Source organism: Pseudooceanicola sp. HF7 (genome assembly GCF_011806405.1).
GTDB lineage: Bacteria > Pseudomonadota > Alphaproteobacteria > Rhodobacterales > Rhodobacteraceae > Pseudooceanicola.
In genome coordinates, this window is sequence record NZ_JAATOW010000044.1 from 1 (window position 1) to 25,721 (window position 25,721).

The window sequence follows — 25,721 nt, forward strand, 5'->3', positions numbered from 1 at the left end:
CGGGCTTTTGCCAGCCCCTCTTCTATCTTGCGGGGGGTTGGGGGGTCGGGGTCGAACAGGGCCCCGTCCCAGCCGTTCAGCAGGAAGCGCGCGGCCCAGCCGCCGCCGATGACCCCACCGCCGATGATCGCCGCGCGGCTCATGCCGACAGGCTTTCGGGCACGCGTTTCGTCAGGCCCAGAAGGTCGCGCACCTCTTGCGGGCCCATCAGCTCTGCCCCCAGACCCTTGAGGATCCCTGCCGCCTTTTCAACCAGTTGCGCATTCGTGGCCAGCACACCGCGTTCAAGATAGAGGTTGTCCTCAAGCCCGACGCGGCAGTTGCCCCCCGCGATGGCGGCGGCCGCGACATAGGGCATCTGGTCCCGGCCCAGGGAGAAGGCGGACCAGGTCCAGCCGGCGGGCACGTTGTGCACCATCGACTGGAAAGTCAGCATGTCATTGGGCGCGCCCCAGGGAATGCCCATGCAAAGCTGCACCAACGCAGGATCCTCGAGCGCGCCTTCCTTCACCAGCTGGCGCGCGAACCAGAGGTGGCCGGTATCGAAGGCCTCGATCTCCGGCTTCACGCCAAGGTCGGTCATCTGACGGCCCATGGCGCGCAGCATGTTGGTGGTATTGGTCATGACGTAATCGCCATCGCCAAAGTTCATGGATCCGCAGTCCAGAGTGCAGATCTCCGGCAGGCAGGCGCGGATATGGGCCATCCGCTCGGTCGCACCGATCATGTCGGTGTCGGCTTCTTCCAGCGCCAGCGGTGTTTCAGGGGCCCCCAGGGTCAGGTCACCGCCGATGCCCGCCGTCAGGTTCAGCACCATGTCCACGTCCGAGGCGCGGATCAGCCGGGTCAGTTCCTCGTAATAGGCGACATCGCGGCAGGGCGCGCCGGTTTCGGGATCACGCACATGGCAATGCACGATGGCCGCCCCGGCGCGCGCGGCATCGATGGCGGCTTCGGCGATTTCCTGCGGCGAGCGCGGGACAAGGCGGCTCTTGTCCTGGGTGGCGCCTGCGCCGGTGATGGCAGCGGTAATGAAGGGCTTGCGGTTCATCTGAAGCGGCATCGGGATCTCCTGTTCAGCGGCCCTTCCAGACCGGATCGCGTTTCTCTGCAAAGGCGCGGGCGCCTTCCTTCTGGTCCTCGGAGGCATAGAGCGTTTCCACGGTGGGGAACTGGGCCCGCGTGATGCGGTTCATACCGTCCTGGAATTTCATGTCCTCGGCCTCGCGCGCGATTTCCTTGATCGCGGCGAAGACAAGCGGCGGGCCGGAGGCCAGCTCATCGGCCAGCGCGCGGGCGGCCTCCATCAGCTCTGCCGCCGGCAGGATGCGGTTCACCAGGCCGAAACGCTGGGCTTCGTCCACGTCGAACCAGCGGCCCGTCAGCAGCAGCTCCATCGCGACGTGGTAGGGCACGCGCTTGGGCAGCTTGAGCGTGGCAGCATCGGCCACGGTGCCCGATCGGATTTCCGGCAGGGCAAAGCTGGCGTGTTCGGCGGCAAGGATGATGTCGGCCGAAAGCGCCAGTTCCAGCCCGCCGCCACAGCAGATGCCGTTGACGGCGGCGATGACGGGCTTGTTCATGCGCGGCAGCTCTTGCAGGCCGCCAAAGCCGCCGGGGCCGTAATCGGCATCCGGTGCCTCGCCTTCCGCGGCCGCCTTCAGGTCCCAGCCGGGGCAGAAGAACTTCTCTCCCGCGCCGGTGATGATGGCCACCCGCAGCTCCGGATCGTCGCGGAAGGCCAGGAAGGTTTCCCCCAGCTCCCGAGAGGTTTCCATGTCGATGGCATTGGCCTTGGGCCGGTTGATTGTGACCTCAAGTACGGCGCCACGGCGCTCTACCAGGATATTTCGGGTCATGCGGGGTCTCCCATGCGGATAAGGGCGTCTGCGGCCACGGCCCCGTCGGGCAGGCACATCAGCGGATTGATTTCGAGTTCCTGCAGCGTCGCGGCATTCGCCGTCACAAACTGTTGCAGGGCCATGATGGTGTCGAGCACCGCGTCCAGGTCGGCGCTCGGGCGGCCCCGGTAGCCTGTCAGCAGCGCGCCTGTGCGCAAGCTTTTGAGGTTTTTGTCAATCTCGGCGCGCGTCGCCGGGATCAAGACCGAGGTCGTATCCCCGATCAGCTCCGTCAGGATGCCGCCAAGGCCCATGGTCAGCACAAAGCCATGGGCGGGATCCCGGGTGACCCCGATCAGCAGCTCTGCCACGGTGCCGGTGACCATCTCTTCCACCAGGAAGCTGTCACAGGGCATGGCGCGGGCGGCGGCGGCGACCGCTTTCGCGGTGCCAAGGCCCAGCACCACCGCGCCGGCCTCTGTCTTGTGCGCCACGCCTTCGCCCTTCAGCACCACAGGGAAGCCGATGCGCGCGGCCTCTGTCGCGGCCTCTTCGGGGCTCAGGGCGCGGGCCGCAGCGGGCACGCGCAGCCCGGCGGCAGAGAGAAGCGGCTTGGCCTCTGCCTCTGCGAACAGACGGGGGGACGTCGCGGGATCGCCCGACGGGCCAGGCTGTTGAACTGGCAACAGAACGGGCGAGGCTTCGCCGCTGACGTCACCCGGCGCACCGACAAGCGCGGCCGCTCGGATCGCCACGGCGGCCTCGCCCATACCGCACAGCGGGGTGATGCCGGCAGCGATCAGCCTGGCGGAAACCGCTTCCGGCAGCCCTTCGGGCAGCAGGGACAGCACCGCCATGCGCTTGCCCGCCGCGGCGGTCGCTTCGATGGCGGACAGCACCTGGTCGTAATCGGGGGCGGTGAAGCGATCGGCCCGCGGCAGGTCCAGGATGACCAGCGTCAGCGCCTGCGCGCCATTGGCCAGCCCGTCGAAACAGGCCTGCAGCGCCGCTTCGTCACCCCAGATATAGGTGTTGTAATCCAAAGGGTTGGCCAGGGCGACGCGCGGGCCCAAAGCGGCGCGCAGGGCGATCTTCTGCCCCTCATCAAGCACGGGAAAGTGCAGGCCGGCTCGCTCGCCGATATCAGCCATTAGAGAGGCCTCTCCACCCGAGCAGGAAGCCGAGGCGACGCTGGCAGAGGGCAAGCCGCCGGTCACATGCAGAAGCTTCAGCGCCTCGACCAGTTCGGCGGGGGTGTCGACCTGCGCGATGCCAAGACGGGCCAGAAGGGCCCGCGCGCCCGCATCGCTGCCCACGAGGGAAGCTGTATGGGACACGACGGCCTCCTGCGCCTGCTGGCTTGAGCCGACCTTGAGCGCCACGATGGGCTTGCCAAGGGCACGGGCGCGGGCCGCCAGAGCTTCGATCGAGGGGATGTCGGAAAGTCCTTCGATATGCAGACCCAGGGCGGTGATACGGGGATCTTCCAGCAGCGCCACGCCAAGATCAGCCATGGAGGTCTGCGCTTGGTTGCCTGCCGCCACGACGGCGGCCAGCGGCAAGCCACGTTGCTGCATGGTGAGGTTGATCAGCACGTTGGAGCTTTGCCCAACGACCGCCACGCCACTTTCCAGCGGGGTCATGCCGTGCCGGTCGGGCCAAAGCGCGACGTCGTCCAACATGTTGACCATGCCATAGCAATTTGGGCCAAGGACGCGCATTTCCCCTGCGGCCTCAACCAGTTGCGCCTGAAGCTCTGCCCCGTCGGCCAGCTCTGCCGTGGCTTCGGAGAAGCCAGCGGCGAAACAGACCGCGCCGCTGCATCCCATCGCCGAAAGCTCTGCCGCGACGCTGACGGTCAGCGAGCGGTTCACGCCGATGAAGGCCGCATCCGGCACCCCCGGCAGATCGGCCAGACTGGCATATGCGCGTTCGCCCGCGATCTCTGGCTTGCTGGGGTGGACCGGCCAGACCGGCCCGGTAAAGCCACTGTCCCGGCATTGCGCGATGACGGAGGCACACCAGGTACCCCCGCCGATCACCACGATGGCCCGCGGCGTCAGGAACCGCGCAAGCGCGGCCTTTTCCGGCGCGTCCTTCATCTCAGGCCCCCAGCGGCCGGAAGATCTCCCGGCTGATGATGTGGCGCTGGATTTCAGAGGTCCCGTCCCAAATGCGCTCCACCCGGGCATCGCGCCAGAAGCGTTCAATGGGCAGTTCGTCCATCAGGCCCATCCCCCCATGGATCTGCAGCGCGGCATCGGTAACTTTTGCCAGCATTTCAGAGGCATAGACCTTGGCCGAGGCGATCTCTCGGTTGGCGGGCAGGCCCTGGTCCAACCGCCATGCAGAGGACAACGTCAGCAAGTCTGCCGCGTCGATCTCTGTGATCATGTCGGCGATCTGGAAGCTGACGCCCTGGAACTTGGCGATGGGCTGGCCGAACTGGCTGCGCCCGGCCGCATAGTCCACGGCGTGGTCAAAGACGCGCCGCGCGCGGCCCACGGACATGGTCGCGACGGTGATGCGGGTGGCATAGAGCCATTCGTTCATCACCTCGAACCCGCCGTCGACCTCGCCCAGGACCTGGGCGTCCGACAGGCGGCAGTTGTCGAAGTAGAGAATGCAGTTCTTGTAGCCCCGGTGGGAAACGGAGTTGTAGCCCTTGGCCACCTCGAATCCCGGCGTGTCGCGATCCACCAAGAAGCAGGTGATCCGTTTCTTTGGCCCACGCGGGGTTTCATCGACGCCGGTGGCAACGAAGACGATGAAGAAATCCGCGTGATCCGCGCCTGAGATGAAGTGCTTTGAGCCGTTGATGACCCAATCGCCGCCGTCGCGGGTGGCGCTGCATTTCATGCCCCGAACGTCAGAGCCTGCGTCGGGCTCCGTCATCGCCAAGGCATCCATCTTTTCACCGCGCACGGCAGGCATCAGGTAGCGTTCCACCTGGTCGCCTTCGCAGGCCATCAGGATATTCTGCGGCCGCCCGAAGAAGTGCGTCAGCGCCATGGAGCCGCGGCCAAGCTCGCGTTCGACCAGGGCGAACTCCAGGTGCGACAGGCCGGGCCCACCCACGCTTTCGGGGAAGTTGGACGCGTAGAAGCCCAGGTCGATGACCTTCTGCTTGATTTCCTGCGCGATCTCCGCCGGGACCTCTCCAGTCTTTTCGACGGTGTTTTCATGCGGATAGATCTCGTTCTCCACGAAGGAGCGGACGGTGGAGACGATCATCTCCTGTTCATCGGTAAGTCCGAAATGCATCTGTGCCCTCTTGAATGATTGGCTGCACAATGAAAGAGAATGGCCAGGACAATCATGCAGTTCTGGCCGGGTACCATGCAGGAAGCGATAAAATCGACTGAACCCCGTGAACTGGCCGTATTGCTGTTCTCATCCTTCTCGAACTACTGCCTGGCCAATGCGGTGGAGCCCTTTCGCGCGGTGAACAACCTGACCGGGCAAGCCTGCTACCGCTGGCGGTTCGTCGGCCTGGAGGCGGGCGAGGTGACCTCTTCCAGCGGGATGACGGTCAAGGTGGAGGCGCTGGATCAGGCGCGCGGGGCCTACCTGTTCGTCATGCCCAGCTATGATGTCCAGGCCCATGACGGCCCCGATTGCCAGCGCGCGCTGCGCCAAGCGCGGGGGCGGTTCGGTGCGGTTGCGGGGCTGGACACGGGCAGCTGGCTGCTGGCCAGCGCCGGGCTGCTGGAGGGACGCCGCGCCACCATCCACCGCGAAGAACAGATCGCCTTGGCAGAGCGCTTTCCAGAGGTGCAGGTGCTGCCGGACCGGGTGGTGGATGACGGCGATCTCTTGTCCTGCGGCGGGGCACTTACCACCTTCGAGCTGGCGCTGGCGCTGATCGAACGCCACCAGGGCGCGGTGATGCGCCTTGAGGTGGCCGCCCTGTTCCTGGATGGCGACATGGAGGCCGGCGCAGGCCCGCGCCCGGGACGCAGCGCAGAAGCCGCAATGGCGCTAATGCTGCGCCGGATCGAGGCCCCGCTCCCCGTCGAGGCCATCGCCGCAGAGCTGGGCTTGAGCCGCAAGAGCCTGGAACAGCGGTGCCGGGCGCGCTACGGGATCGGCCCCAGCCAGCTTTACCGCGCCGTCCGCCTGCGCGAGGCCCGCCGCCTGGTCGAGAATACGATTCTCTCGGTGGCCGAAATCGCGGTGCGTTGCGGCTACAAGGATGCCAGCGCCATGACACGGGCCTTCCGGGTCGAGTTCGGCCTGCCTCCGCGTGCGCTGCGAGCCCGGCGGGAGCTGGGTTTCTAGGCCCCGCCGGGCTCGAGTGGACGGGACGGGTTTTGTCCCGCCCCCTCCGTTTGTCCCGCCCCCTCCGGTCGCAGCAGATGGCGCGCTTTTGGGCCCTGAACGTTCAGGAGCCCAAAGGCGGCAGGGTTGAGCGCAGGTAAGCAAAGTGCTTCTGCGCCATCCCGCGATAGGCCTGCCAGCCCTCTGCCGTGTTCTGCGCCACCGCGTCCGACAGCACCGCCAGCTTCTGCCCGGTAGAGCGCGCCAGCACGATGGTCTGCGCCGCCTTTTCGAAGAAGTAGAGATCCTCGAAGGCCTCTGCCACGGTATCGCCCACGATGGTCACCCCGTGGTTGCCCATCACCAGCACCGACTTGTCGCCAAGGGACTCCGCCAGCCTCTGGCCCTCTTCCTGGGCATCGGCGATGCCGCCGAAGGACAGGTCATAGGCGGTGCGGCCGTGGAAACGGGCAGTGTTGTTGTCCAGCGGAATGACCGTGGGATCGGCCAGGCAGGACAGCGCCGTGGCATAGGGGGAATGGCAATGCAGGATCACCCGCGCGGCCGGAAGCTGCCCGTGCATCGTGCCATGGATGCACCAGGCAGAGGCATCGGGCGCATCGGGCCCCTCAAGCGTGTCGCTGTTGCGGCTGTCCAGCCGCAGCAGGTCTTCAGGGGCGATGGTCGCGAAATGCTGCCAGCGCGGGTTGAGCAGGAATTCCTGCCCATCCGCCGAGATCGCCGCAGAGAAGTGGTTGCCCACGGATTCGCTCCAGCCCATGGCGTGACAGATGCGGAAGGCATCCGACAGGTCACGGCGCAGCGCCTGCTCCGTCTGGGGGGCTGTGTCTGGAGTCAGGTCCTTCATGCCTTGAACCGCCCTTCGCTGACCAGCGCCCGGTAGGTGGAGCGCATTTCGGAACGGTCCACGTAGCAGCCCCGCAGCATCCGCTCGCCGCTGGTGGCGGTATATGCGGCGCGGCCATGGACGATGCGGTGATTGTCGAAGACCATGCATTCCCCGGCCTTCATCAGGAAGTGCATCACGTATTTCTCTTCCTGCAACATCCGGCCGAAGCGGCAGAAGGCGGGGTAGTAGTCATCCAGCAGGCGCTGATCCAGGTCGAAGATATCGGCCATGTGCTGGCTGATCGTCAGGCCGGAGACCTCTCCGTGGGCGTCCAGTTCGATCACCGTCTGGCGCGAGCGTGCATCATAGGTGTCATGCTCGCAGAAGAAGGGGATCGGCACGGTCGACAGCAGGCGGAAGCCTTCGGGATCGCGGTGGCGGAAGTCGTTGGCCACGGCGACGCCATCCGCATAAAGGCTTTCGCCGCCATCCACGCTGTTGGCGCGGCAATGCAGGAACTGGATGCCAGGGGCGAATTCCTCTGCCGGGGTGTCGGTGTGCAGCTCAAGCGCGCCTGCGGTATAGGCGGTATTGGTCGGATCGATCTGCATGTAGACATCGAAGTAGGTGCCGAAGAAGGTCGGCCGCACCGATCCCATCAGCTCTGCCAGCTCGGTGATGCCGGCTTCGGTATCGGGCATGTCCGACACGATGGCGAAGCCTTCGACCAGGATCGCTTCCATCCATTTCGCGCGCTCGGCGGGATCCGCGACCAGGCGCGGCTGGGAAAAGCGCGGCACATCGGCGTAGTGATCGGCGAACCAGGCCTTGCGCGGCAGGTCAGCCACATCGGCACGGGTCTTGCCGCCGGCATAGGTTTCCAGCCAGGACAGCGGCATCCGGGTCACGTGGTCTTCGCCCTGCCAGTGGATCACCAGCGCATCGCCCTCGACCACGGCGGTTTCGGCACGCGGCGGCTGGTCCAGGTGGAAGATGTCGAAGCTGCGCTCCCGCGTCACAGGGGAGAACGAGCTGGGGCAATTGTCGCGCAACCAATAGTAGTTGAAGTAATGCTCCAGCCCATCGGCAAGGGGCAGCTCCAGCCCGGTATCATGCAGCGTGACATGCCGGGGGTCTTTCAATGCAGGTGCATGAACGTTCATTTGTTTTCTCGATATTTGGGGGAGGATCTGCCCCGGAAGATGTCAGGGAATTGCGCCCGCCGACAGATCGTTTACCCTGAAGGTAAGATAAGCCATTCGTTAAGTTACGGGTTATGTCATGGACCGCCTGCCCCCCCTGCGCCTGCTCACCACCTTCGAGGCCTTTTCGCGCCATGGCTCCATGCGGGAGGCCGCCGCGCGGCTGAACGTGACCCAGCCGGCGGTCAGCCAGGCGCTGCGCGCGCTTGAGGATCACCTGGACGTCTCCCTGATCGACCGCGGCACCCGCCCCGCCGGCCTGACCGAGGCCGGAGAGATGCTGGCCCGCGCCGTGCGCGAGGGCTTGGGGCGGATCACCGCGACGCTGGAAGATATCCGCGCCCTGCAGGGAGCCGACGAAAGGCAGGTGACAGTCAGCTGCACGCTGGGCATGGCGACCTACTGGCTGATGCCCCGCCTGCCGGATTTTTACGCCCGCCACCCGGAGATCACCGTGAACGTGCAGGCCCCGGCAACGGATCTGCCGCTGCTGGCGCCCGGTGTCGACGTGGCGCTGCGCTACGGCACCGGCGGCTGGCGCGAAGGAGGAACGGAAAAGCTGTTCGATGAACAGGTCTGCCCGGTCGGCGCGCCAGAGCTGGTCGCGCGCTACCTGGCGGAGGGGCGCAGCCTGGAAGAGGCCGCCCTGATCCATGTCCGCAGCCCCCGCAACCAGCACTGGGCCGGCTGGGAGGAATACTTTCAGAGGCGCGGCATCGCACGGGCGCGCATGGGCGGGCAGAGCTTCAACAACTACGTCCAGGCGGCCCAGGCGGTGCTGGACGGGCGCGGTCTGATGCTGGGCTGGCGTTCGATCACCGCCCGGGCAGAACAGGACGGCGCGCTGCGCTCCTGGCCGGGGGGCGCGGTGGACCTGGGCACCAGCTACTACATAACCGGGGCGCCGCATCTTTCCACGGATGGCCAGGCCTTTGTGGACTGGGTGCGCGGGCTGACGGGCGCCCCGGCATAGCACGGAACTGTTGCGTCCGGGCGCGCGGGTCTTTACCTCGTTAGGGGTTCGGTGCCCCGCTGAAAGGCCGGGATAATCGGGAACACGGTGCAACCCCGTGACGTGCCCAACGCTGTAAGGTGGACCGGGCGGCAAAGGCCACTGGCGATGCGCCGGGAAGGTGCCGCTTCGGGTCGAAACCAAGTCAGAAGACCGGCCGGACATTACAGATCCCGGCGCGTGGACGGCGTCGCGATCGCAGGCGTGTCAGGCAGGGGGTATGTCATGAAGCCAGAAGAGTCGAAACCGGACGGGTTGCAGCCCGCAGGCGCATTTTCCGAGTCTGAAAGGGCCGCGGTCTACCGGGCCATCCGCGAACGCCGCGATGTGCGCAGCCAGTTCCAGCCCGATTCCATCGCGGACGATGTGCTGATGCGGATCCTGGGGGCGGCCCATGACGCGCCCTCGGTCGGACTGTCGCAGCCTTGGAACTTCATCGTGATCCGCGATGCAACGATCCGTGAAGAGGTCCGCCAGTCCTTCGAACGCGCCAATGGCGAGGCCGAGCAGATGTTCAGCGGCGCGCGCCGGACGCTCTATTCGGAACTGAAGCTGCAGGGCATCCGCGATGCGCCGGTGAACCTGTTCATCACCTGCGACCGCGAGCGGGGCGGGCCGACCGTTCTGGGCCGCACCCACAACCGCGACACGGACCTCTATTCCACCGTCTGCGCGGTGCAGAACCTCTGGCTGGCCGCGCGGGCCGAGGGGATCGGAGTGGGCTGGGTCAGCATCTTTCACGACAGCGACCTGCGCCGCATCTTCGCCCTGCCCGATCACGTGGTGCCGGTGGCCTATCTTTGCCTTGGCCACGTCAGCGAACTTTACGAGAGCCCCGAGCTTGAGCTGCGCGGATGGGGCCGCAAGACACCACTGGAAGAGATGATCTTTGCTGATCGTTGGGGGGAGCGGCCAGAGGGCTAGTAGCCCCTGCCCCGGTCCACCGCCAGGTCAAGCGGCTGCCCGTCGCGCAGCGCGTGCAGGGTGGTCAGCACCTGTTCCGCCACGACCTCCGGCAGGGCGTCGCTGGCAACATGAGGCGTGATGCGCAGGCGTGGATCAGACCAGAAGGGATGATCCGGCGCCAGCGGCTCCTGGCGGACCACGTCCAGCGTCGCCCCGGCCAGCTGACCCGCATCCAGCGCCGGGATCAGGTCCTCTTCCACAAGGTGTTCCCCCCGGCCGATCTGGATCAGCCACGCGCCGGGCTTGAGGCGCGAAAAGACTGCGGCGTCTAGCACGTCACGTGTCTGCGGCGTCAGGGGCAGGACGTTGACGATGTAATCAGCGCCGGTCACCGCCTGGGCGATGGCCTCCTCTCCGGTCAGGTAGGTCACGCCCTCCAGGGGCTCTGCCGGGGCAGAGCGGCAGGCAACGCGCAGCGCGAAGCCCAGCGTCTTCAGCGCCAGCACAACAGCGCGCCCCATGCTACCATGGCCCAGCACCGCGATGATGGTGGAGCCGGGCGCGCGCAGGGGAATGCGCTGCCACCTGCCCCGCGCCGCGTTCTCCGCCATCTGTCCGAAGGCGCGTTCGCGGTGCAGTACCTCATGGGCAACGTAGCCTGCCATCTGGCTGGACTGGTTGGGATCGCGGATCCGGGCCACGGGGATCGCCGGTGCAAGGCCCGGGTGATCCACCAGCCCGTCGACCCCAGCCGCCACCGACATGGCGAGCGCGAGGTTAGGATAGGGATGAAAGGCCCCTGCCGCCGGCCGCCAGCAAAGCGCGAAACGGATCGCCGCCGGGTCCGGCACCTCCTCCGGGTAGAAGAGCTGCACGTCGCCCTCGGGGTCGGCCTTTGCCAGCGCCTGGCCAAAGAACTCGCCCAGGTCGAAGCCGGTAGACAGCCAGACGCCCTGCAGCGCTGCCATCAGCGAGCCACGCCGGGCAGCGCGCAGAGCATCTCGTACAGGAAGTTCGCGGCGATGACGGCGGTATTGCCGGACGGGTCATAGGGCGGAGACACCTCCACCAGGTCACAGCCCACCAGGTTCAGACCGGCTGTGCCGCGAATGATCTCAAGCCCCTGCATGGTGGTCAGCCCACCGACCTCGACCGTGCCGGTGCCGGGGGCAAAGGCGGGATCCAGGCTGTCGATATCGTAGGTCAGGTAGACCGGCGCATCGCCGATCTTCGCGCGGATCTCGGCCATCAGGGGGGTGAGGGACTTGTGCCAGCACTCCTCGGCCTGGATGCAGGTCCAGCCCTGATTGCGGCCCCAGTCAAAGTCATCCGCCGCGTAGCCGGAGCCGCGCAGCCCGATCTGGAAGACCTTGTCGTTGATCAGGCAGTCATCCTCCCAAGCGCGCCGGAAGGGGCAGCCATGGGCGACCGTTTCACCGAACATCTCCATGTTGGTATCGGAATGCGCATCCACGTGGATCAGCGCCACCGGCCCGTGCTTTTCGCGGATCGCGCGCAGGATCGGCCAGGTCAGCGTGTGATCGCCGCCCAGCGTCAGCGGGATCGCGCCGTGGGAAAGGATCTCGCGGTAATGGTCGGTGATGATGTCGACGCTCTTCTTCAGGTCGAAGAGGTTGATCGGAACGTCCCCGATATCGGCCACCTGCAGATGCTCGAACGGTGCGGCGCGGGTCGCCATGTTGTAGGGCCGGATCATGCGGCTTTCATCGCGGATCTGGCGCGGGCCCAGCCGCGTGCCCGGCCGGTTGGAGGTGCCGATGTCCATGGGGATGCCGACGAAGCAGGCATCCAGCCCCGCGGCCGTCTCCTGTGTGGGCAGGCGCATCATGGTGGCGGGGCCGCCGGTGCGGGGCATGTCATTGCCGCCAAGCGGCTGGTTGTAGGTATGCTGGGTCATTTCAGGTCTTCGCTTCTGAAAGGGATCAGGCGCGGCGGGTCATCTGCCAGACCACGCGCCCAAGGATGACGAAGGTGACAAGGGCGATCAGTAGCACGGAAATCGCCGCGACCGAGGGGTCGATATTGTCGCGAAGGCCCATCCACATGCGCCTGGGCAGGGTGATGGCCCGCACCGAGGTGATGAAGAGGGTCACGCCGATCTCATCCCAGGACAAGATGAAGCTGAGAAGGAAGCCGCTGGCCACCCCGAAGCGGATGTTGGGCAGGATCACCTGGGTGATCCGGGTCCAGACCGTGGCTCCCATGGAGCGGGCGGCCAGGTCGATCTTGCGATCCACCTGGGACAGCGCAACCATGATCACGACCACCGCATAGGGCACAACCATGACCGTATGCGCCACCGCAACGCCCACCCAGCCATCGTAGATCACCAGCGAATTCCACTCTGTCGCCTGGCGCAGGAAGTAATAGAGCGTGAGGGCCGAAACCACCGGCGGGGCCACCATGGGCAGCAGGGCGACGCCGGCCAGCAGGCTGCCGCCCCGGGGCCGCATCATCCAGAGGCCAAGCGCGAAGGCCAGCGCCAGCAGGGTCGACAGGCTTGCCGCGAGCAAGCCGACCTTGAGCGACAGGAAGATGCTCTCGGCCCACTCGGGCTTGCTGATCAGCGCCTCGTAGTGGCGGGTGGACCATTCGCCGCGGGGCAGGCTGAGGTAACGCTTGGGCGTGAAGCTGACCGGGATCACCGCCAGCAAGGGCAGCAGCAGGAAGATCGCGGTCAGCCCGCCGATCAGCGCCGTGAAGGGGCCTGTACGTGTCTTCATTGGGAACCGACCCCCGTGCGGCGAATGATGGTGACCAGGAAGCCCCCGACGGCCACCATGATCAGCGCCGAAAGCGCCGCCGCGATGCCCCAGTCCGGGATCTGGAAGATCCGCAGGTAGATAAGCTCTGCGATCATGACCGAGCGCCCGCCGCCCAGCAGGGTGGGCACCACGTAGAAGCCGATGGAAAAGACGAAGACCAGCAGCGCCGCGCCCATGATGCCGCCCCAGGTCATCGGCACGAAGATTTGCCAGAAGACCCGGAACCGAGAGGCGCCGATGCCGCGCGCGGCCATCAGCACGCGTTCATCCATGTTGCGCATGGCCGAGGCCAGCGGGAAGACCGCGAAGGGAATGAGAAAATGCACCATGCCGACGATCACGCCGAAATCATTGCGCACCATGGTCAGCGACATGTCGATGATGCCGAGGTCCTTCAGCCAGGTGTTCAGCAGGCCCCGGTTGGACAGCATCGACAGCCAGCCGAAGGTCCGGCTGAGCACGGAAAGCCAGAAGGGGATCATGATGCAAAGCTCGACCACGATCTGCACGGGGCGCCTGCCCCGAACCCAGAGCATGGTCAGCGGATAGGCCAGCACCGTGGCCAGCACGGTGACGAAAAGGCAGATGCGCAGCGTGCGCCAGATGACGCTCCAGACCAGCGGGTCCCCCAGGACCTCCTGGTAGTTCTGCAGGCCGGGTTCGGGCACGGTGACGCTTTGCAGCAGGACGCCCGCCAGCGGAACCAGGTAGGTCACGCCAAGAAACAGCAGGAGCGGAGCGATGAGCAATGTGCGGGACATGAAGCGGCCTTGAAAGGGCTGCCGGCGCGGGGGCACCGCACCGGCAAGGTGTTGATCAGGAAGAGATGATGCCGAGGTATTCGTCCAGGGCCGCGCCGTAGTTTTCCTCATACCAGTCCATGTCCAGCGGGATCTGCTGGGCATAGTTCTCCGGGTCCACGGGATTGTAGAACTTCTCTTCATCCGGGATCAGAGCATCGGCGGCAGGGTTCGCCGGGCCGTTGCCGAGCATCTCGAAAAGCACGACCTGCTTCTCGGGATCCTGGGTAGAGGCGATGTACTGCATCGCCGCTTCCGCGCCGCCGGGGTTGTTCTTGATCACGCCGTTGGAGCCGGGCGCGATGATGCCTTCTGCCCAGGTCATGGCGATATCGCCATCGGTGTCCTTGTCCAGCAGCATCGCGCGGGTGCTCCAGATCAGAGCCATCGACACGTCGCCGTTCAGCAGCAGGGACTGGCTTTCCGCCCCGCCGCCCCAGAAGGCGCCAACGTTGTCCTTGAAGGCCGCGATCTTGGCGTGCGCGCGCTCCATATCCAGCGGATAGAGGTCCTCGGGCGCAACGCCATCGGCCAGCAGCGCCGCTTCCCACATGCCCACGCCCCATTTGTACATGGACCGCTTGCCCGGGAACTTCTCGGTATCGAAGAAGTCGGCCATGGAGGTCGGCGGAGTGTCATAGACGGTTTTGTCATAGGCGATGACGTAGCTGTAGAAATAGCTGGAGGCCGCGTATTCCCACTTGAAGCCCTCGCGAAGCTTGCCTTCGTCGACGATGGACCAGTCGATCGGCTCCATCAGGCCCTGGCGGCCAAGCGCCTGGCCAGAGAAGGGATCGCAATCGACCAGGTCCCAGGTGGGGCTGCCGCCTTCGGCCTGGGCCTTGATCGCGCCTTCGGTCGGGCCGGAGCCGTCGTAAAGGATGGTGATCCCGGTCTCTTCGGTGAAGCTGTCGCCGAAGGCCTCTGCCATGGCGTCGATCGCGTCACCGCCCCAGTTCACGTAGATCATCTCTTTCGTGTCGGCCTTGGCGGTGGCGGCGTTCAGACCAAGCGCCGAGGCGCCGGCCAGCATGCCCAGCCCCTGCACGAAGCTGCGGCGATTGATGCGCCCGCTCTTGAATTTCTCTGCCAGGAGCAGCGCCTGGTCCTTCTGGAAATGTCCGTTCATGTGGTTTCCTCTCTGTTCTGTAGGCGCAGCCGGATCAGAAGATCAGGCTGTCTGTTGGGGCCCAACGGACCCAGATCTGGCGTCCGGGTTGCACGCCGTCGGGCAGATCGGCTGTGGGCTGGTCCAAGACCAGCGGCGTGGCATCCGTGGTGCTTTCCAGCAGCAGGCGCGACGTGGCGCCCATGTAGATCCTGTCGGTGACCTTGCAGGGCATGGCGGTGGCGTCTGCCCCTGTCAGAAGGGTCATCTTCTCGGGGCGCACGGCCAGGTGGGTTGCGCCCTCTGCCGGGCCGGGCAGCGGCAGGCTGATGCCGCCCACCTGCGCCATGCCACTGGTGAAGCTGGCCGGCATCACGTTGATCTCACCCAGGAATTCGGCAACGAAACGGTTGGCCGGGCGCTCGTAGACTTCCGTCGGCGTGGCGATCTGCTGCAAACGGCCGTGGTTGAAGATCGCGATACGCGAGGACAGCGCCAGCGCTTCGGACTGGTCGTGGGTGACGAAGACGAAGGTGGTGCCCATCCGGGCGTGGATGCGCCGCATCTCTTCCTGCATCTGGCCGCGCAGGTTCTTGTCCAGCGCGGAAAAGGGTTCATCCAGCAGGAGCACGGGGGGTTCATAGGCCAGGGCGCGGGCCAGGGCGACCCGCTGCTGCTGACCACCCGACAGGCCCGTCGGCTTCTTGTGGCCATGGCCCGCAAGCCCCACCAGCTCGATCATCTCTGCCACGCGGCTCTTGATCTGCGCCGCCGAGCGTTTCTGGACCTTGAGCGGGAAGGCGATGTTTTCCTCCACCGTCATGTGCGGGAACAGCGCGTAGCCCTGGAAGACCATGCCGAAGCCGCGCGCCTCTGCCGGGGACAGGGTGCGATCCATGCCATCGATCAGCAGGGATCCACGGGTGGCCTGCTCGAAACCCGAAAGGATCATCAGGAAGGTCGTCTTGCCGGAGCCCGACGGCCCGAGCAGCGTGACGAACTCTCCGGGGTTGATCGTCATCGAGATGTCATCCAGCGCGGTGAAACTGCCAAAATCCTTGCCGATAGCGACGGCTTCGATGGCTGCCGAAGAGGTATTCACACTGTCCGTCCTGTTCCGTTTGGCTTGTCAGCTCAAGAATAGGAAGGTCAGGGGCCAGAGGTACAAGTGAAACATATTTGCACAAACGACAAATAAAACTTGCCATTGGGGGAAATTCTTCACAACCCGCCTAGCGATTGCGCAAAGCCTCTCGAAGCCAGCCCAGAAATGCATCACGAACCGGCGTGTCGGCGCGATCTCGGGGCACGGCAAGGCAATATGCGTTTTCCGTCGGCAGGGCCTGCGAAAATGGGCGGACCAGTAATCCACGGTCCAGAGCCTCTCCGCACACAAATTCATCACCCATGGCGATCCCCTGCCCGGCCATGGCCGCCGAATAGACCAGGTTCATGTCTGAAAATATGATTCCCCGACTCGCCAATCCCATCGGCTGACCCATCAGGCGCAGCCACCCGTCCCATTCCGACTTATCCACCAGGTGCAGCAGCGTGGCCCCCGCCAGGCGGGAGGGATCCGGGAAACGGTCGAAACGGTTCAGGTAGGCCGGGCTGCAGAGCGGCGTGTATTCGATCGGTTCCAGGGTCTCAATTTCAACATTTCCAGTGAAATCCTGCCCAAAGGCGACGAACAGGTCGACGTCCGGGCTGCTGACATCATCCAGCCGCCTTGGCGTGACCAGCCGCAGGTTGACCTCTGGATAGGCCTCTATGAAACTGTCGATGACCCGGCACAGCCAGTTGGAGGCAAAGGCAGGCGGCGCGCTGACCGTCAGGTGCCCGGTGATCCCGCGCGTCGCCGATTGCACGGCCGAATTGGCCAGGATGTCCAAGGCCCGGCGGATGTCCGCAGCATAGCCCCGGCCCAGGGGCGTCAGCTCAAGCCGGGTGCCGGAGCGGGTGGTCAGGGGGAATCCCAGCTCTCTTTCCAGCTGCCTGAGCTGGTGGGAAACGGCACTTTTGGTCAGGTGCAGCTCTTCCGCAGCCTGCCAGACAGTGCCCAGCCGGGAAAAGCTTTCAAGCGCCCGAAGGGCCTGGGTGGAGGGAACGCGCTGCATTTAACCAGAGTGGCCCACATGCCTGCACTTGTGCAATTCCGTTTGTCAAAGACCCAGGTTTTTTCGCACTCTCAGGGGCCGGTCGCGGCGATCTCTGCCCGGATCCAGTCCAGGAAGGCAGAGGCCGGCGCGGTCAGACCGCCGGGCGTCGGCGTGATCCAGTAGCCCGCGCCCGAGGGCAACTCATGATCAAAGACCCGCACCAGCCGCCCTGTACTGAGCGCGCGGGCCGAGGTCAGCGCATCGCCCAACCCGATGCCCAGCCCCGCCTCTGCCGCCGCGTACATCGCCAGCAGGCCGGTAAAGCGAATGCCGCCACCGCTGGTCGGCACCGGGCTTTGCACGGCCGTCAGCCAGTGAGCCCAGTCGTCGCGGTTATCCAGGTGCAGCAGCATGTCCGGCGCCAGGCTCTGCGGCGTGAGACCCGCGTTGGCATAGAGGAAATCCGGACTGCACACTGGGAAGAAGGTCACGTCAAAAAGGTGCTCTGCCCCCTCTCCGGGCGTGGCGGTAAAGGCGATTTCCAGGTCGCAGGGCGGAAAGCTCTCGCCAAGCGCCACGCTACGCAGGGTCAGGGAAATCTCAGGGAAGCCATTGAGAAAACGGCGTAATCTAGGGGCCAGCCAGGTGGCCGCCAGGCCGGAGGACACGGCAATGTCCAGCCCGCCGCGCGCCATGCCCAATCCCCGGTGCGCGTCCCGCAACGCCGCCAACCCAGGAGAGACCGCCGCCACGTAGCGCCGCGCCTCTCCGGTCAGGGCCACGCCCCGGCCCTGCGGCGTGGTCAGCCTGAACCCCAGGTGCGCCTCAAGCGCCTTCAGCTTGTGGGACACCGCGCTCTGGCTCAGGTGCACCGCCTCTGCCGTGCGGCTGACGGATCCCGTGCGGGCCAGGGCCTCCAGCACTTCCAGAGCAGAGATGGGTGGTAGATTCATGCAGGAATTGCATGTGATTGCGGAAATAATGTCAATAGACATGCAGAATATTGATGAAATACCCTTGGCGCGCAACAGGACAGGCAACAGGACAAGGGGACACGCCATGGAAGCGAGCTTTTCACGCCGGAAACTGCTGGAACCCGCAGAGCTGAAGGCGCTGAACCAGCGCTCGGATCTGCGCGGCTGGCTGCAGATGGGCAGCCACCTTGGGGCCATCGCCGTGACGGGCTGGCTGCATTACCTGGCCATGGGGACGTGGTGGGTGCTGCTGACCGGCTTCGTGCTGGGGGTGCTGATCAACTTCCTATACGCGGCCCAGCATGAGCTGTCCCATTCCACCGTCTTCGCCACCCGGCAGGTGAATGAATTCTGGGGCCGGGTCATCGGCTTCTTCATGCTCTTCCCGCGCGATTACGACCAGATCATGCACTTCGCCCACCACCAGTGGACCCAGGACTGGGAACGCGATGGCGAACTGGTGCGCGAACCCTATACGCTGCGGACCTACCTGCTGTGGCTCTCCGGCGTATCCTACTGGAAAAACAGGGTTCTGGGCATCGTGCGCCGCGCCCGCGGGATCATCATCGAGCCCTATATCCGCGCCGATCAGGAGGCCAAGGTGATCCGCGAAAGCCGCATCCACCTGGCGCTTTACATCGCGATCATCGCCGTTTTCGCGGCGTTCGGCAGCTGGGCCTGGGCGACCTTCTGGATCATCCCAATGGTGCTGACCAAACCCGTTCACCAGCTGCAGAACACGATCGAGCACCTGGGCCTCAGCCATGAGCAGAACATCCTGGAGAACACCCGCTCGACCCGCACCAACGCGGTGATGCGCTGGCTCTGCTGGCAGATGCCTTACCACACCGCGCATCACACCTTCCCCTCCGTGCCGTTCTGGAAGCTGAAGCACCTGAATGCCAAGATCGAGGACAAGGCAGGCGAGGTCTGGCGGATGGGCTGGATCGAATTCCAGATCGAGGTGATCGGCAAGCTGCGCCAGAAAGACGAAAGCCAGTACCCGATGAACGAGGTCTGGGTACTGCCCACCCGGGGCGGTCGCACAGTGCGCATGGCCGCGGAATGACCATGGGCCAGACTCTGGATGTCTATACCTCGCTCTGGGCCATGCAGCCCCATGACCAGAGCGGGATCAAGCTGCCCTATGAAGAGGTGGTGAGCATGGTGGCCGAGGCCGGCTACCGCGGCATGGCGCTGGATTTCGGCGCCACCCCGGCGGAGGATGTGAAGCGTATCCTGCCGATGATGGCTCAGGCGGGGCTGCGGCCCTTCCTGGTGGATTTTCCCAAGACAATCGAGGGGTTGCGCCCCACCCTGCGGCTGGCAAAGGAGCATGACGCCCCCTTCGTCGTGGTCATCGGGCAGGTCATGCCGCTGACTGTCGAGGGCATGATCCCGGTGATCCGCGCCTGGATCGCCATGTCCGAAGAGGAAGGCATGCCGGTCCTTTTCGAGACCCATCGCAACTGCATCACCAATGACCTTTACACCACGCTCTGCCTGCTGGACGCGGTGCCGGAAATGCGGCTGTGCGCGGATCTTTCGCATTACGTGGTGGGGCGGGAGATGACCTTGCCGATCCCGGAGCGGGAGCTGGGGCACATCAGCCGGATCCTGGCGCGCTCGGACAGTTTCCAGGGGCGCATCGCGGGGCGCCAGCAGGTGCAGCTGCAGCTTGATTTCCCGCAGAACCAGAAGTGGGTGGAGCTGTTCAAGGGCTGGTGGGAAGAGGGCTTTGCCGGCTGGCGCAAGCGCAACGCGGAGGATGCCTCCTGCGTTTTCCTGTGTGAGCTGGGGCCGCCGGATTATGCCATAACCGGTTCAGATGGAAAGGAAATGTCCAACCGCTGGGAAGAGGCGCTGACGATCAAGTCCTGGGTCGAAGACATGTGGAAGGCGCTCGACTGAGCCACCTCTCACACGGTCAGACAAACAAGCGAAGCCGGGCCTGTCCCGGCTTCCTGCGTTTCGGGGCCAAGTGCGCAGCCCCCGCGAAAGGCCCCCTGCCCGCCGGGTTCTTGTGCGCTGACGCAGGGCTGTTTGGTGCTGAAAATCCACGTCTGTGGCAGGTCTGTATCGCGTCGGTGTGACGTCGGTATCACGTCGGTGCGCGGCGCGCGGTGGGGTCACATCCCGGTAATGTGCGTAAATGCAGAGATGGGGGAAAGCCGCCCCCTCAGAGCACCGTGGAAAGCGTGATCGCCAGAACCGCCAGGAACCCCGTGGTCACGACCACCACCGCGAAATGCCCGACCCCGACAGAGAACATCTGCTTGAGAGAGGTCTTCACCCCCAGGGCAGAGATCGCGATCACCAACAGCCAGCGCGACAGCTCCGACAGGCCCTGCGCCAGGGTGGGCGGCACCACGCCAAGGTTGCCGATCAGCGCCAGCGCGGCGAAGAGCACCACGAACCAGGGCAGGCCCGCGCGCGTTCCCTGCCCGCTGCCACGGGTGGTGAAGATCAACACCAGGATGACCACGGGCAGCAGGGCCACGCGCACCAGCTTGACGAAGGTCGCGATATCGCCGGCCTCGTCCGAGACGGCATAGCCAGCGCCCACCACCTGGGCCACGTCATGCACGGTCGCGCCCAGCATGATCCCGATTTCATGATCGCCGAAGCCGACGGCGGAAAACAGGATCGGGTAAAGGATCATGGCCAGGGTCGACAGGCCGGTGACGGCGATGACGGTGAACAGCGTGTTCTGCTCGCTTTCCGGGCGCCGGGGCAGCACGGCGGCGATGGCCAGCGCGGCAGAGGCGCCGCAGATCGCCACCGCCCCGCCAGCGACCATACCGAAGGTCCAGTCGCGCCCGGTCAGCCGCGCCACGATCAGCCCGCAGAGGATCGTGGCGGGCACGCAGATCAGCACAAGCAGCAGCGGACCCAGGCCGATCTCTGCGATCTGGGCAAAGGTGATGCGGATCCCCAGCAGACCGACCCCGAGGCGCAGCAGCGTGGTGGCGGCGAAATCCACGCCCGCCGCGCAGGGCCTCTCTTCCCACAGGAAGTGGAAGGCAAGGCCCAGCAGAAGCGCCAGCAGCATGACCGGCGTGCCGTAGTGGTCCGAAAGGAACCCCGCCGCCAGCCCGATCACCAGCGCCAGCAGAAGCCCCGGCGCGATCCGCCGGGCCTGGCCGCCCAGATGGGCAAGGGAGGGTCTGCGCTCTGTCATCTGCGACGTCCTGCTCTGTGATCCGAAGGCGGCCCGGAAGACCACGACAGGGTGATACGCCCGAAGGCCGGCAGGCCCAAGGGGGGCGGCGTCACATTCTGCGCGGGCGGCCAGAGAGGGGCAGCGCCCAAGGCAAAACCGGGCAGGAAGGTCCCGCCCGGTTTCAGCCTTTTTCACCTGTCAGGCCCCCGCAGGGTCAGCCCGTGCCGATCATCGTATCCGGCAGGAAGAGCGAGATCGACGGGAAGGCGATCAGCAGCCCCAGCGTCAGCAGCATGGCGATCCAGAAGGGGATGACCCCGATGAAGATCTGGCCCAGCGGCACCTTTGGCGCGATGGATTTGACGATAAAGACATTGACCCCCACGGGTGGGGAAATCAGCCCCATCTCAAGCGTCAGCACCACCAGCACGCCGAACCAGATCGGGTCGATCCCCAGGGAGACGATCACCGGGAAGAAGATCGGCATCGACAGCACCAGCATGGCGAAGCCTTCCAGGAAGCAGCCCAGCACCAGGTAGCACAGCAGGATCAGCCCCAGCACCGCCATGGGCGGCAGGTCCATGCCCCCCAGGAAGGCGCCGATCGCCTGCGGGATATGGGAGAGCGCCAAGAAAGGGTTCATCATGTGGGCAGAGATCAGGATCAGCATGACCGTCGCCGTGGTCACGACCGAATCCCGGGACGCCTGCCAGAGGATGGCGAGGGTGAGCGTGCGCGACAGGATCCCGAACAGGATGACCAGCCCCGCGCCCACCGCCGCGGCCTCGACCGGGGAAAACAGGCCGCCGTAGATGCCGCCGATGGTCAGCACGATCACGGTCATGATCGGTGCCGCCCCGCCAAGGGCGCGCAGCTTCTGCGCGGCGCTGGTGCGTGGCCCGGCGGGGGCCAGCGCGGGAAGCGCCCAGCAGAGCAGCGTGATGGTCAGCACGAACATCGACAGCAGCAGCAGCCCCGGCAGCACGCCGGCCAGGAAGAGCCGCCCGATGCTTTCCTGGGCCAGGATCGCGTAGATCACGAAGCCGGTGGAGGGCGGGATCAGGATGCCCAGAGTTCCCCCCGCCGCGACGGAGCCCGCAGAGAGGCGGGAGTCATAGCCGAAGCGCTCCATCTCCCCAAGGGAGACCTTGCCCATGGTCAGCGCCGAGGCCACCGAAGAGCCCGAGAGCGCGGCAAAGCCCCCGCAGCCGATGACCGTGGCCGAGGCCAGCCCGCCCCGGATCTGCCCGATCAGCGCATAGGCGGCATCGTAGAGCCGGCGGCTCATCCCCGTGGAGGTGGCGACATTGCCCATCAGGATGAAGAGCGGCACCACGATCAGCTCGGAAGACGAAGCCAGCGTGAAGCTTTCCGAGGCCAGCAGCCCGGTGGCCGCGTCGAAGCTGCGCAGCAGGGCGATGCCGGTGAAGCCGACCGCGAACATGGCGAAGGCCACGGGGATGCGCAGCGTCAGCAGGACCAGCAGAACAGCCAGGCCCGTGAGGCCGATGGACATGTCAGTCATTTGGGTCACTCACTTCGGGGTTCGGCCGGGCGCGGCGAACCGGCCAGCAGGGAAAGGGCGCGCAGGGTCATGCCCAGCCCGGTGATCACCGAGAAGACGGCCAGGACGGTCTGGAACCAGGCCTTTGGCAGCTGGATGATATTGGTCGACAGGTTCAGCATCCGCGACAGGGCGGCGCTTTCCATGACGGTCCAGGCGATGCCGAAGAAGATCACCGCGCCCAGCAGGGCGGTCGCGATATCCCCGGCGCGGCGCAGCCAGGCCGGCATGGCCGGTTCGAAGAGATCCACGGCGATATGGCCGCCGAGCCGGTCACACAGGCTCATGCCGCCGAAGACCACGATGACCATGGTCATGGTCGTGATGTCCTGGGCCCCGCGCAGGGGGGCGCCGAAATAGCGCCCCACCACGTCGACAAGGATGATCACGACCTCTGTCAGCAGGCCAAGCGTGCCGAGCAGGGCGGCCAGGCTGGTCAGCCCCGCCGCCCATCTGTCGAGGCGCGCGAGCATCTCAGCCGTCGCCGCGCATGATGGCCAGCACGTCAGCGCCGTCGACCTCTTCGGCGATGGCATCGGTCAGCGGTTCGGTCAGCGCGTTGAATGGCGCGGCCTCTTCCGCGGAAAGCTCGATCACCGTGGTGCCTTCCTTGGACTTCAGCCCCTCGATGATCTGGTCGGCGCGGGCGAACCAGCCTTCTTCGGCTGATTGGGACAGGGTGCGGCCGCGCACACTGTCGAGCGCGGCTTTCTCAGCCTCGCCCAGGGCGTCGTAGCGGGCCTTGTTCATCACCACGTAGAAGGAGATCTGCCCCATCGACGGGCCGAGCGTGTAGCTGTTGGCCACCTCGTCCAGCTTGAAGTCGCCGATGGCGGAAGAGCCGGTGACGATGGCATCGATCAGGCCGGTCTGCAGGGCGTTGTACATCTCTGTCGCGGGCATCTGCACCGGGGTGGCGCCCAGGGATTCGATGACGCGGGCGGCGGCAGAGCCGGAAACGCGGATCTTCAGGCCCTCGACGTCCTCGGGGGTGCGGATCTCACGGTCCTTGGTGATGAAGACATTGGGCTCAGCCAGCCAGAGCGCCAGCGGCACGGTGGCGGGGAATTCGCGTTCCAGCAGGCCCGCGTCCCAGGCATCCCAGAGCAGCTCGTAGCCGTGGCCGTCCGGGCCGCGCACGCCGGGCAGCTCGGAGATCATGGTCTTGGAGAACTGCGACGAGGTATAGCCGGGCAGGCCCCAGACCACGTCCGCCACGCCCTGAACGGCGCGGACATATTGTTCCAGCGGGCCGGCGCCCAGCTCTCCGCCGGGGTAGACCTTGATTTCCAGCTCGGACTCGCCGGAGCCCGCGGCCTCTGCCAGCGGTTCGATGACGGCCGAGGTCAGCGTGTGCTGCGGGGGCACGAAATGCGCGAAGCTGATGTCTTCGGCCAGTGCGGCACCGGCGAAGGAAACTGCGGCGCAGGCGCCGATAAGAGTTCTGATCATTGGGTCCTCCTCCCTATGGACGGCCGGGTGATCCGGTCCGTTGCGGCAGCGGGCCGAGGCCCTGTGCCGGTCTTGCCGCCGCGCGCCGGAGGCACGCGGCGGGTCGTTGATTGGGTTCGTCTCCTCCTCAGGCCGAACCCTTCAGACCTTGGCCCCTCAGACCTGGGCCCATTAAACCTGGGCCATGTCGAACTCCGCAGCTTCGAGCGCGGCGCGGGCGACGGGGCCCTGGGCCAGGCGCTTGCGGGTCTGCATGTGGGTCTTGGCGTCGTTCACCGTTTCCACGGCAGACAGGCGATCCCCGGCAAAGCGGAAGACCGCGCCATCCGGGCGCAGGATCGTGTCGTCGCCCTCGGCGGCCAGGCCGGCGATCTGCAGCTTGCAATCGGCCTGGTCCGACCAGAACCAGGGCACGGCGCCGTAGGGGTCATCGACCTGTTTCACCAGCCGCTTGGCAATCAGCCGCGCGTGATCGGTGGCCGCCTGGACGGATTCAAGGCGCACCGCCCGTCCGGTGACCGGATCGGGGAAGACCGCGCAATCGCCCAGGGCCGAGATCGCGGGATCCTCTGTCAGCATCCGGGTGTCCACGACAACGCCATTGTCCACCGCCAGACCGGCAGAGGCCGCAAGTTCGCTGTTGGGCACGACGCCGGCGGCCATCAGCACCAGGTCCGCCTGGATCTCTGTCCCGCTTTTCAGCGTGATGCCATCGGCGCGCACGGCGCAGACCGGATCGCCCAGGTGGATATCGCTGCCCATATCGCGGTGCAGCGCCAGGAAGCGCTCGGAGGTTTCCGGCGAGACGGCGCGCGCCATGAGGCGCGGCGCGGCTTCGGCCAGGGTGACCTCGTGCCCAAGAGCGCGGGCCACGGCAGCAAATTCCAGCCCGATGAAGCCGCCGCCGATCACGGCGCAGCGCATCGGCCGGTCCAGCGCGTTGCGCAGGCGCAGGGCGTCATCGAGGGTGCGCAGGTCCAGCGCCTGTTCCGCGCCGGGAATGGGCGGGCGCAGGTTGCGGGTGCCGGTGGCCAGGATCAGGTGATCGTAGTCAAAGGACCGGTCCCCCGCCATCACGCGGCGCGCCGCGCGGTCGATCGCCTCCACATGGGTGCCATCGACCAGCGTGATCTGCTTCTTTTCAAAGAAGCTGGCCGGGCGCAGGCTGAGGGCATCGGCATCGCCGGTCTTGAGATAGGCCTTGGAGAGCGGCGGGCGCTGGTAGGGCAGGCCCTTTTCCGCGCCGATCAGGGTGATGGCGCCTTCAAAGCCTTCCTGGCGCAGGCTCATCGCGGCCTGAAGACCGCCCTGCCCCGCCCCGATGATGACGACGTTCTGCATTGCTCAGGCCTGTTCTTCGGGCAGGTGGACGATCAGCCCGTCCATGTCCTCGGTCAGCTTGATCTGGCACGACAGGCGCGAGGTTTCCTTCACCTCGTCCGCGGCGCAATCCAGCATGTCGTCTTCGCCGTCATGGCGTTCGCCGGTCTTTTCGGTCCAGTCGTCATCCACGTAGCAATGGCAGGTCGCGCACATCATAGCGCCGCCGCATTCGCCCACGATGCCGTCAACGTCATTGTCCAGCGCGGTCTGCATCACGTTGCTGCCCGGGGCGGCATCGACCGTGGTGCGCGTGCCATCGGCCGCGACATAGGTCACCTTGACCATGGTAATCTCCTCCTGAAGTCTCGTGTCGTTTGCCGG

The 25,721-nt window shown here is 65.8% G+C and carries 25 protein-coding genes, 1 pseudogene and 1 riboswitch; of the genes and pseudogenes, 5 read left to right on the plus strand and 21 right to left on the minus strand.

Going from position 1 to position 25,721, the window contains the following annotated elements:
* The 5 genes and pseudogenes from HCZ97_RS20665 to HCZ97_RS18205 form a co-directional block, all read right to left on the minus strand.
* Positions 1 to 143: pseudogene (locus HCZ97_RS20665) on the minus strand (carnitine 3-dehydrogenase); the annotation flags it as partial.
* Positions 140 to 1,063 (minus strand): 3-keto-5-aminohexanoate cleavage protein, encoded by a 924-nt coding sequence (locus tag HCZ97_RS18190; RefSeq protein WP_167690536.1) that lies wholly within the window; start codon positions 1,061 to 1,063, stop codon positions 140 to 142. The pseudogene HCZ97_RS20665 and the gene HCZ97_RS18190, both read right to left, overlap by 4 nt.
* A 13-nt stretch (positions 1,064 to 1,076) precedes the next feature.
* Positions 1,077 to 1,859 carry a carnitinyl-CoA dehydratase gene (locus HCZ97_RS18195; RefSeq protein ID WP_167690537.1) on the minus strand — a complete coding sequence of 261 codons (783 nt, stop codon included), beginning with the start codon at positions 1,857 to 1,859 and terminating at the stop codon, positions 1,077 to 1,079.
* Positions 1,856 to 3,943, minus strand: a complete 2,088-nt coding sequence (locus tag HCZ97_RS18200; protein WP_167690538.1) for an acetate--CoA ligase family protein — start codon at positions 3,941 to 3,943, stop codon at positions 1,856 to 1,858. The genes HCZ97_RS18195 and HCZ97_RS18200 overlap by 4 nt, the downstream gene beginning before the upstream one ends.
* A gap of 1 nt (position 3,944) precedes the next feature.
* Complete coding sequence (locus HCZ97_RS18205; RefSeq protein ID WP_167690539.1) at positions 3,945 to 5,105, minus strand: acyl-CoA dehydrogenase family protein; 1,161 nt, start codon at positions 5,103 to 5,105, stop codon at positions 3,945 to 3,947.
* 39 nt (positions 5,106 to 5,144) lie between these two features.
* Between HCZ97_RS18205 and HCZ97_RS18210 the strand changes: the two genes are divergently transcribed.
* Positions 5,145 to 6,122, plus strand: a complete 978-nt coding sequence (locus HCZ97_RS18210) for a GlxA family transcriptional regulator (protein WP_254871597.1) — start codon at positions 5,145 to 5,147, stop codon at positions 6,120 to 6,122.
* 103 nt (positions 6,123 to 6,225) lie between these two features.
* Here the strand turns inward: HCZ97_RS18210 and HCZ97_RS18215 are convergent, their stop codons facing one another.
* Together HCZ97_RS18215 and HCZ97_RS18220 are read right to left on the minus strand one after the other, a co-directional pair.
* Entirely contained in the window at positions 6,226 to 6,969 is a 744-nt protein-coding gene (locus HCZ97_RS18215) for a class II aldolase/adducin family protein (protein ID WP_167690540.1), read from the minus strand.
* Positions 6,966 to 8,093 (minus strand): TauD/TfdA family dioxygenase, encoded by a 1,128-nt coding sequence (locus tag HCZ97_RS18220; protein ID WP_254871598.1) that lies wholly within the window; start codon positions 8,091 to 8,093, stop codon positions 6,966 to 6,968. Before HCZ97_RS18220 ends, HCZ97_RS18215 begins: the two co-directional genes overlap by 4 nt.
* A 139-nt stretch (positions 8,094 to 8,232) precedes the next feature.
* On the opposite strand from HCZ97_RS18220, the gene HCZ97_RS18225 reads away from it, so the two are divergent.
* Both HCZ97_RS18225 and bluB read left to right on the plus strand, forming a co-directional pair.
* On the plus strand, positions 8,233 to 9,126 hold the full coding sequence (locus HCZ97_RS18225; protein WP_167690542.1) for a LysR substrate-binding domain-containing protein: 894 nt from the start codon (positions 8,233 to 8,235) through the stop codon (positions 9,124 to 9,126).
* Between the two features lie 32 nt (positions 9,127 to 9,158).
* Positions 9,159 to 9,342, plus strand: a riboswitch (cobalamin riboswitch).
* Between the two features lie 48 nt (positions 9,343 to 9,390).
* Positions 9,391 to 10,089 (plus strand): 5,6-dimethylbenzimidazole synthase, encoded by a 699-nt coding sequence (gene bluB, locus HCZ97_RS18230; RefSeq protein WP_167690543.1) that lies wholly within the window; start codon positions 9,391 to 9,393, stop codon positions 10,087 to 10,089.
* Here bluB and HCZ97_RS18235 read toward each other — a convergent pair.
* The 8 genes from HCZ97_RS18235 to HCZ97_RS18270 form a co-directional block, all read right to left on the minus strand.
* Positions 10,086 to 11,039, minus strand: a complete 954-nt coding sequence (locus HCZ97_RS18235) for an NAD(P)-dependent oxidoreductase (RefSeq protein ID WP_167690544.1) — start codon at positions 11,037 to 11,039, stop codon at positions 10,086 to 10,088. The genes bluB and HCZ97_RS18235 overlap by 4 nt on opposite strands.
* Complete coding sequence (gene speB, locus HCZ97_RS18240; RefSeq protein WP_167690545.1) at positions 11,039 to 11,989, minus strand: agmatinase; 951 nt, start codon at positions 11,987 to 11,989, stop codon at positions 11,039 to 11,041. The genes HCZ97_RS18235 and speB overlap by 1 nt, the downstream gene beginning before the upstream one ends.
* A 25-nt stretch (positions 11,990 to 12,014) precedes the next feature.
* Positions 12,015 to 12,815 carry an ABC transporter permease gene (locus HCZ97_RS18245; protein ID WP_167690546.1) on the minus strand — a complete coding sequence of 267 codons (801 nt, stop codon included), beginning with the start codon at positions 12,813 to 12,815 and terminating at the stop codon, positions 12,015 to 12,017.
* Positions 12,812 to 13,618, minus strand: coding sequence for an ABC transporter permease (locus HCZ97_RS18250; RefSeq protein WP_167690547.1), 807 nt, complete (start codon positions 13,616 to 13,618; stop codon positions 12,812 to 12,814). Before HCZ97_RS18250 ends, HCZ97_RS18245 begins: the two co-directional genes overlap by 4 nt.
* Before the next feature lie 55 nt (positions 13,619 to 13,673).
* Entirely contained in the window at positions 13,674 to 14,786 is a 1,113-nt protein-coding gene (locus tag HCZ97_RS18255; RefSeq protein ID WP_167690548.1) for an ABC transporter substrate-binding protein, read from the minus strand.
* Between the two features lie 34 nt (positions 14,787 to 14,820).
* Entirely contained in the window at positions 14,821 to 15,867 is a 1,047-nt protein-coding gene (locus tag HCZ97_RS18260; RefSeq protein ID WP_167690549.1) for an ABC transporter ATP-binding protein, read from the minus strand.
* 130 nt (positions 15,868 to 15,997) lie between these two features.
* Positions 15,998 to 16,882 (minus strand): LysR substrate-binding domain-containing protein, encoded by an 885-nt coding sequence (locus HCZ97_RS18265; RefSeq protein WP_167690550.1) that lies wholly within the window; start codon positions 16,880 to 16,882, stop codon positions 15,998 to 16,000.
* Positions 16,883 to 16,953: 71 nt separating this feature from the next.
* The gene (locus HCZ97_RS18270; protein ID WP_167690551.1) at positions 16,954 to 17,817 is read right to left on the minus strand and encodes a LysR substrate-binding domain-containing protein; all 864 of its coding nucleotides are present in this window, start codon (positions 17,815 to 17,817) and stop codon (positions 16,954 to 16,956) included.
* Between the two features lie 106 nt (positions 17,818 to 17,923).
* Here HCZ97_RS18270 and HCZ97_RS18275 point away from each other — a divergent pair, with 106 nt between their 5' ends.
* Positions 17,924 to 18,907 (plus strand): fatty acid desaturase, encoded by a 984-nt coding sequence (locus HCZ97_RS18275; RefSeq protein ID WP_167690552.1) that lies wholly within the window; start codon positions 17,924 to 17,926, stop codon positions 18,905 to 18,907.
* A gap of 2 nt (positions 18,908 to 18,909) precedes the next feature.
* Positions 18,910 to 19,749: a sugar phosphate isomerase/epimerase gene (locus HCZ97_RS18280; protein ID WP_254871599.1), complete on the plus strand. Its 840-nt coding sequence runs from the start codon at positions 18,910 to 18,912 to the stop codon at positions 19,747 to 19,749.
* A 268-nt stretch (positions 19,750 to 20,017) separates the two neighbouring features.
* Here the strand turns inward: HCZ97_RS18280 and HCZ97_RS18285 are convergent, their stop codons facing one another.
* The 6 genes from HCZ97_RS18285 to HCZ97_RS18310 all read right to left on the minus strand — a co-directional run bounded on the left by HCZ97_RS18285 (position 20,018) and on the right by HCZ97_RS18310 (position 25,685).
* Positions 20,018 to 21,019: a YeiH family protein gene (locus HCZ97_RS18285; protein WP_167690553.1), complete on the minus strand. Its 1,002-nt coding sequence runs from the start codon at positions 21,017 to 21,019 to the stop codon at positions 20,018 to 20,020.
* Between the two features lie 196 nt (positions 21,020 to 21,215).
* The gene (locus HCZ97_RS18290; RefSeq protein WP_167690554.1) at positions 21,216 to 22,526 is read right to left on the minus strand and encodes a TRAP transporter large permease; all 1,311 of its coding nucleotides are present in this window, start codon (positions 22,524 to 22,526) and stop codon (positions 21,216 to 21,218) included.
* A 5-nt stretch (positions 22,527 to 22,531) separates the two neighbouring features.
* The gene (locus HCZ97_RS18295) at positions 22,532 to 23,038 is read right to left on the minus strand and encodes a TRAP transporter small permease (protein WP_167690555.1); all 507 of its coding nucleotides are present in this window, start codon (positions 23,036 to 23,038) and stop codon (positions 22,532 to 22,534) included.
* Position 23,039: 1 nt separating this feature from the next.
* Positions 23,040 to 24,017: a TRAP transporter substrate-binding protein gene (locus HCZ97_RS18300; RefSeq protein WP_167690556.1), complete on the minus strand. Its 978-nt coding sequence runs from the start codon at positions 24,015 to 24,017 to the stop codon at positions 23,040 to 23,042.
* A 171-nt stretch (positions 24,018 to 24,188) separates the two neighbouring features.
* Positions 24,189 to 25,358: an NAD(P)/FAD-dependent oxidoreductase gene (locus HCZ97_RS18305; RefSeq protein WP_167690557.1), complete on the minus strand. Its 1,170-nt coding sequence runs from the start codon at positions 25,356 to 25,358 to the stop codon at positions 24,189 to 24,191.
* 3 nt (positions 25,359 to 25,361) lie between these two features.
* Entirely contained in the window at positions 25,362 to 25,685 is a 324-nt protein-coding gene (locus HCZ97_RS18310; protein ID WP_167690558.1) for a 2Fe-2S iron-sulfur cluster-binding protein, read from the minus strand.
* Positions 25,686 to 25,721: the final 36 nt, after the last annotated feature.

Coding starts and splice junctions, on each gene's coding strand:
- HCZ97_RS18275 (WP_167690552.1), top strand. CDS start 17,924: ATGGAAGCGAGCTTTTCACGCCGGAAACTGCTGGAACCCGCAGAGCTG.
- HCZ97_RS18285 (WP_167690553.1), bottom strand. CDS start 21,019: ATGACAGAGCGCAGACCCTCCCTTGCCCATCTGGGCGGCCAGGCCCGG.
- HCZ97_RS18255 (WP_167690548.1), bottom strand. CDS start 14,786: ATGAACGGACATTTCCAGAAGGACCAGGCGCTGCTCCTGGCAGAGAAA.
- HCZ97_RS18200 (WP_167690538.1), bottom strand. CDS start 3,943: ATGAAGGACGCGCCGGAAAAGGCCGCGCTTGCGCGGTTCCTGACGCCG.
- HCZ97_RS18190 (WP_167690536.1), bottom strand. CDS start 1,063: ATGCCGCTTCAGATGAACCGCAAGCCCTTCATTACCGCTGCCATCACC.
- HCZ97_RS18215 (WP_167690540.1), bottom strand. CDS start 6,969: ATGAAGGACCTGACTCCAGACACAGCCCCCCAGACGGAGCAGGCGCTG.
- bluB (WP_167690543.1), top strand. CDS start 9,391: ATGAAGCCAGAAGAGTCGAAACCGGACGGGTTGCAGCCCGCAGGCGCA.
- HCZ97_RS18265 (WP_167690550.1), bottom strand. CDS start 16,882: ATGCAGCGCGTTCCCTCCACCCAGGCCCTTCGGGCGCTTGAAAGCTTT.
- HCZ97_RS18250 (WP_167690547.1), bottom strand. CDS start 13,618: ATGTCCCGCACATTGCTCATCGCTCCGCTCCTGCTGTTTCTTGGCGTG.
- HCZ97_RS18195 (WP_167690537.1), bottom strand. CDS start 1,859: ATGACCCGAAATATCCTGGTAGAGCGCCGTGGCGCCGTACTTGAGGTC.
- HCZ97_RS18270 (WP_167690551.1), bottom strand. CDS start 17,817: ATGAATCTACCACCCATCTCTGCTCTGGAAGTGCTGGAGGCCCTGGCC.
- HCZ97_RS18280 (WP_254871599.1), top strand. CDS start 18,910: ATGGGCCAGACTCTGGATGTCTATACCTCGCTCTGGGCCATGCAGCCC.
- HCZ97_RS18245 (WP_167690546.1), bottom strand. CDS start 12,815: ATGAAGACACGTACAGGCCCCTTCACGGCGCTGATCGGCGGGCTGACC.
- HCZ97_RS18295 (WP_167690555.1), bottom strand. CDS start 23,038: ATGCTCGCGCGCCTCGACAGATGGGCGGCGGGGCTGACCAGCCTGGCC.
- HCZ97_RS18205 (WP_167690539.1), bottom strand. CDS start 5,105: ATGCATTTCGGACTTACCGATGAACAGGAGATGATCGTCTCCACCGTC.
- HCZ97_RS18210 (WP_254871597.1), top strand. CDS start 5,145: ATGGCCAGGACAATCATGCAGTTCTGGCCGGGTACCATGCAGGAAGCG.
- HCZ97_RS18235 (WP_167690544.1), bottom strand. CDS start 11,039: ATGGCAGCGCTGCAGGGCGTCTGGCTGTCTACCGGCTTCGACCTGGGC.
- HCZ97_RS18225 (WP_167690542.1), top strand. CDS start 8,233: ATGGACCGCCTGCCCCCCCTGCGCCTGCTCACCACCTTCGAGGCCTTT.
- speB (WP_167690545.1), bottom strand. CDS start 11,989: ATGACCCAGCATACCTACAACCAGCCGCTTGGCGGCAATGACATGCCC.
- HCZ97_RS18300 (WP_167690556.1), bottom strand. CDS start 24,017: ATGATCAGAACTCTTATCGGCGCCTGCGCCGCAGTTTCCTTCGCCGGT.
- HCZ97_RS18290 (WP_167690554.1), bottom strand. CDS start 22,526: ATGACTGACATGTCCATCGGCCTCACGGGCCTGGCTGTTCTGCTGGTC.
- HCZ97_RS18305 (WP_167690557.1), bottom strand. CDS start 25,358: ATGCAGAACGTCGTCATCATCGGGGCGGGGCAGGGCGGTCTTCAGGCC.
- HCZ97_RS18310 (WP_167690558.1), bottom strand. CDS start 25,685: ATGGTCAAGGTGACCTATGTCGCGGCCGATGGCACGCGCACCACGGTC.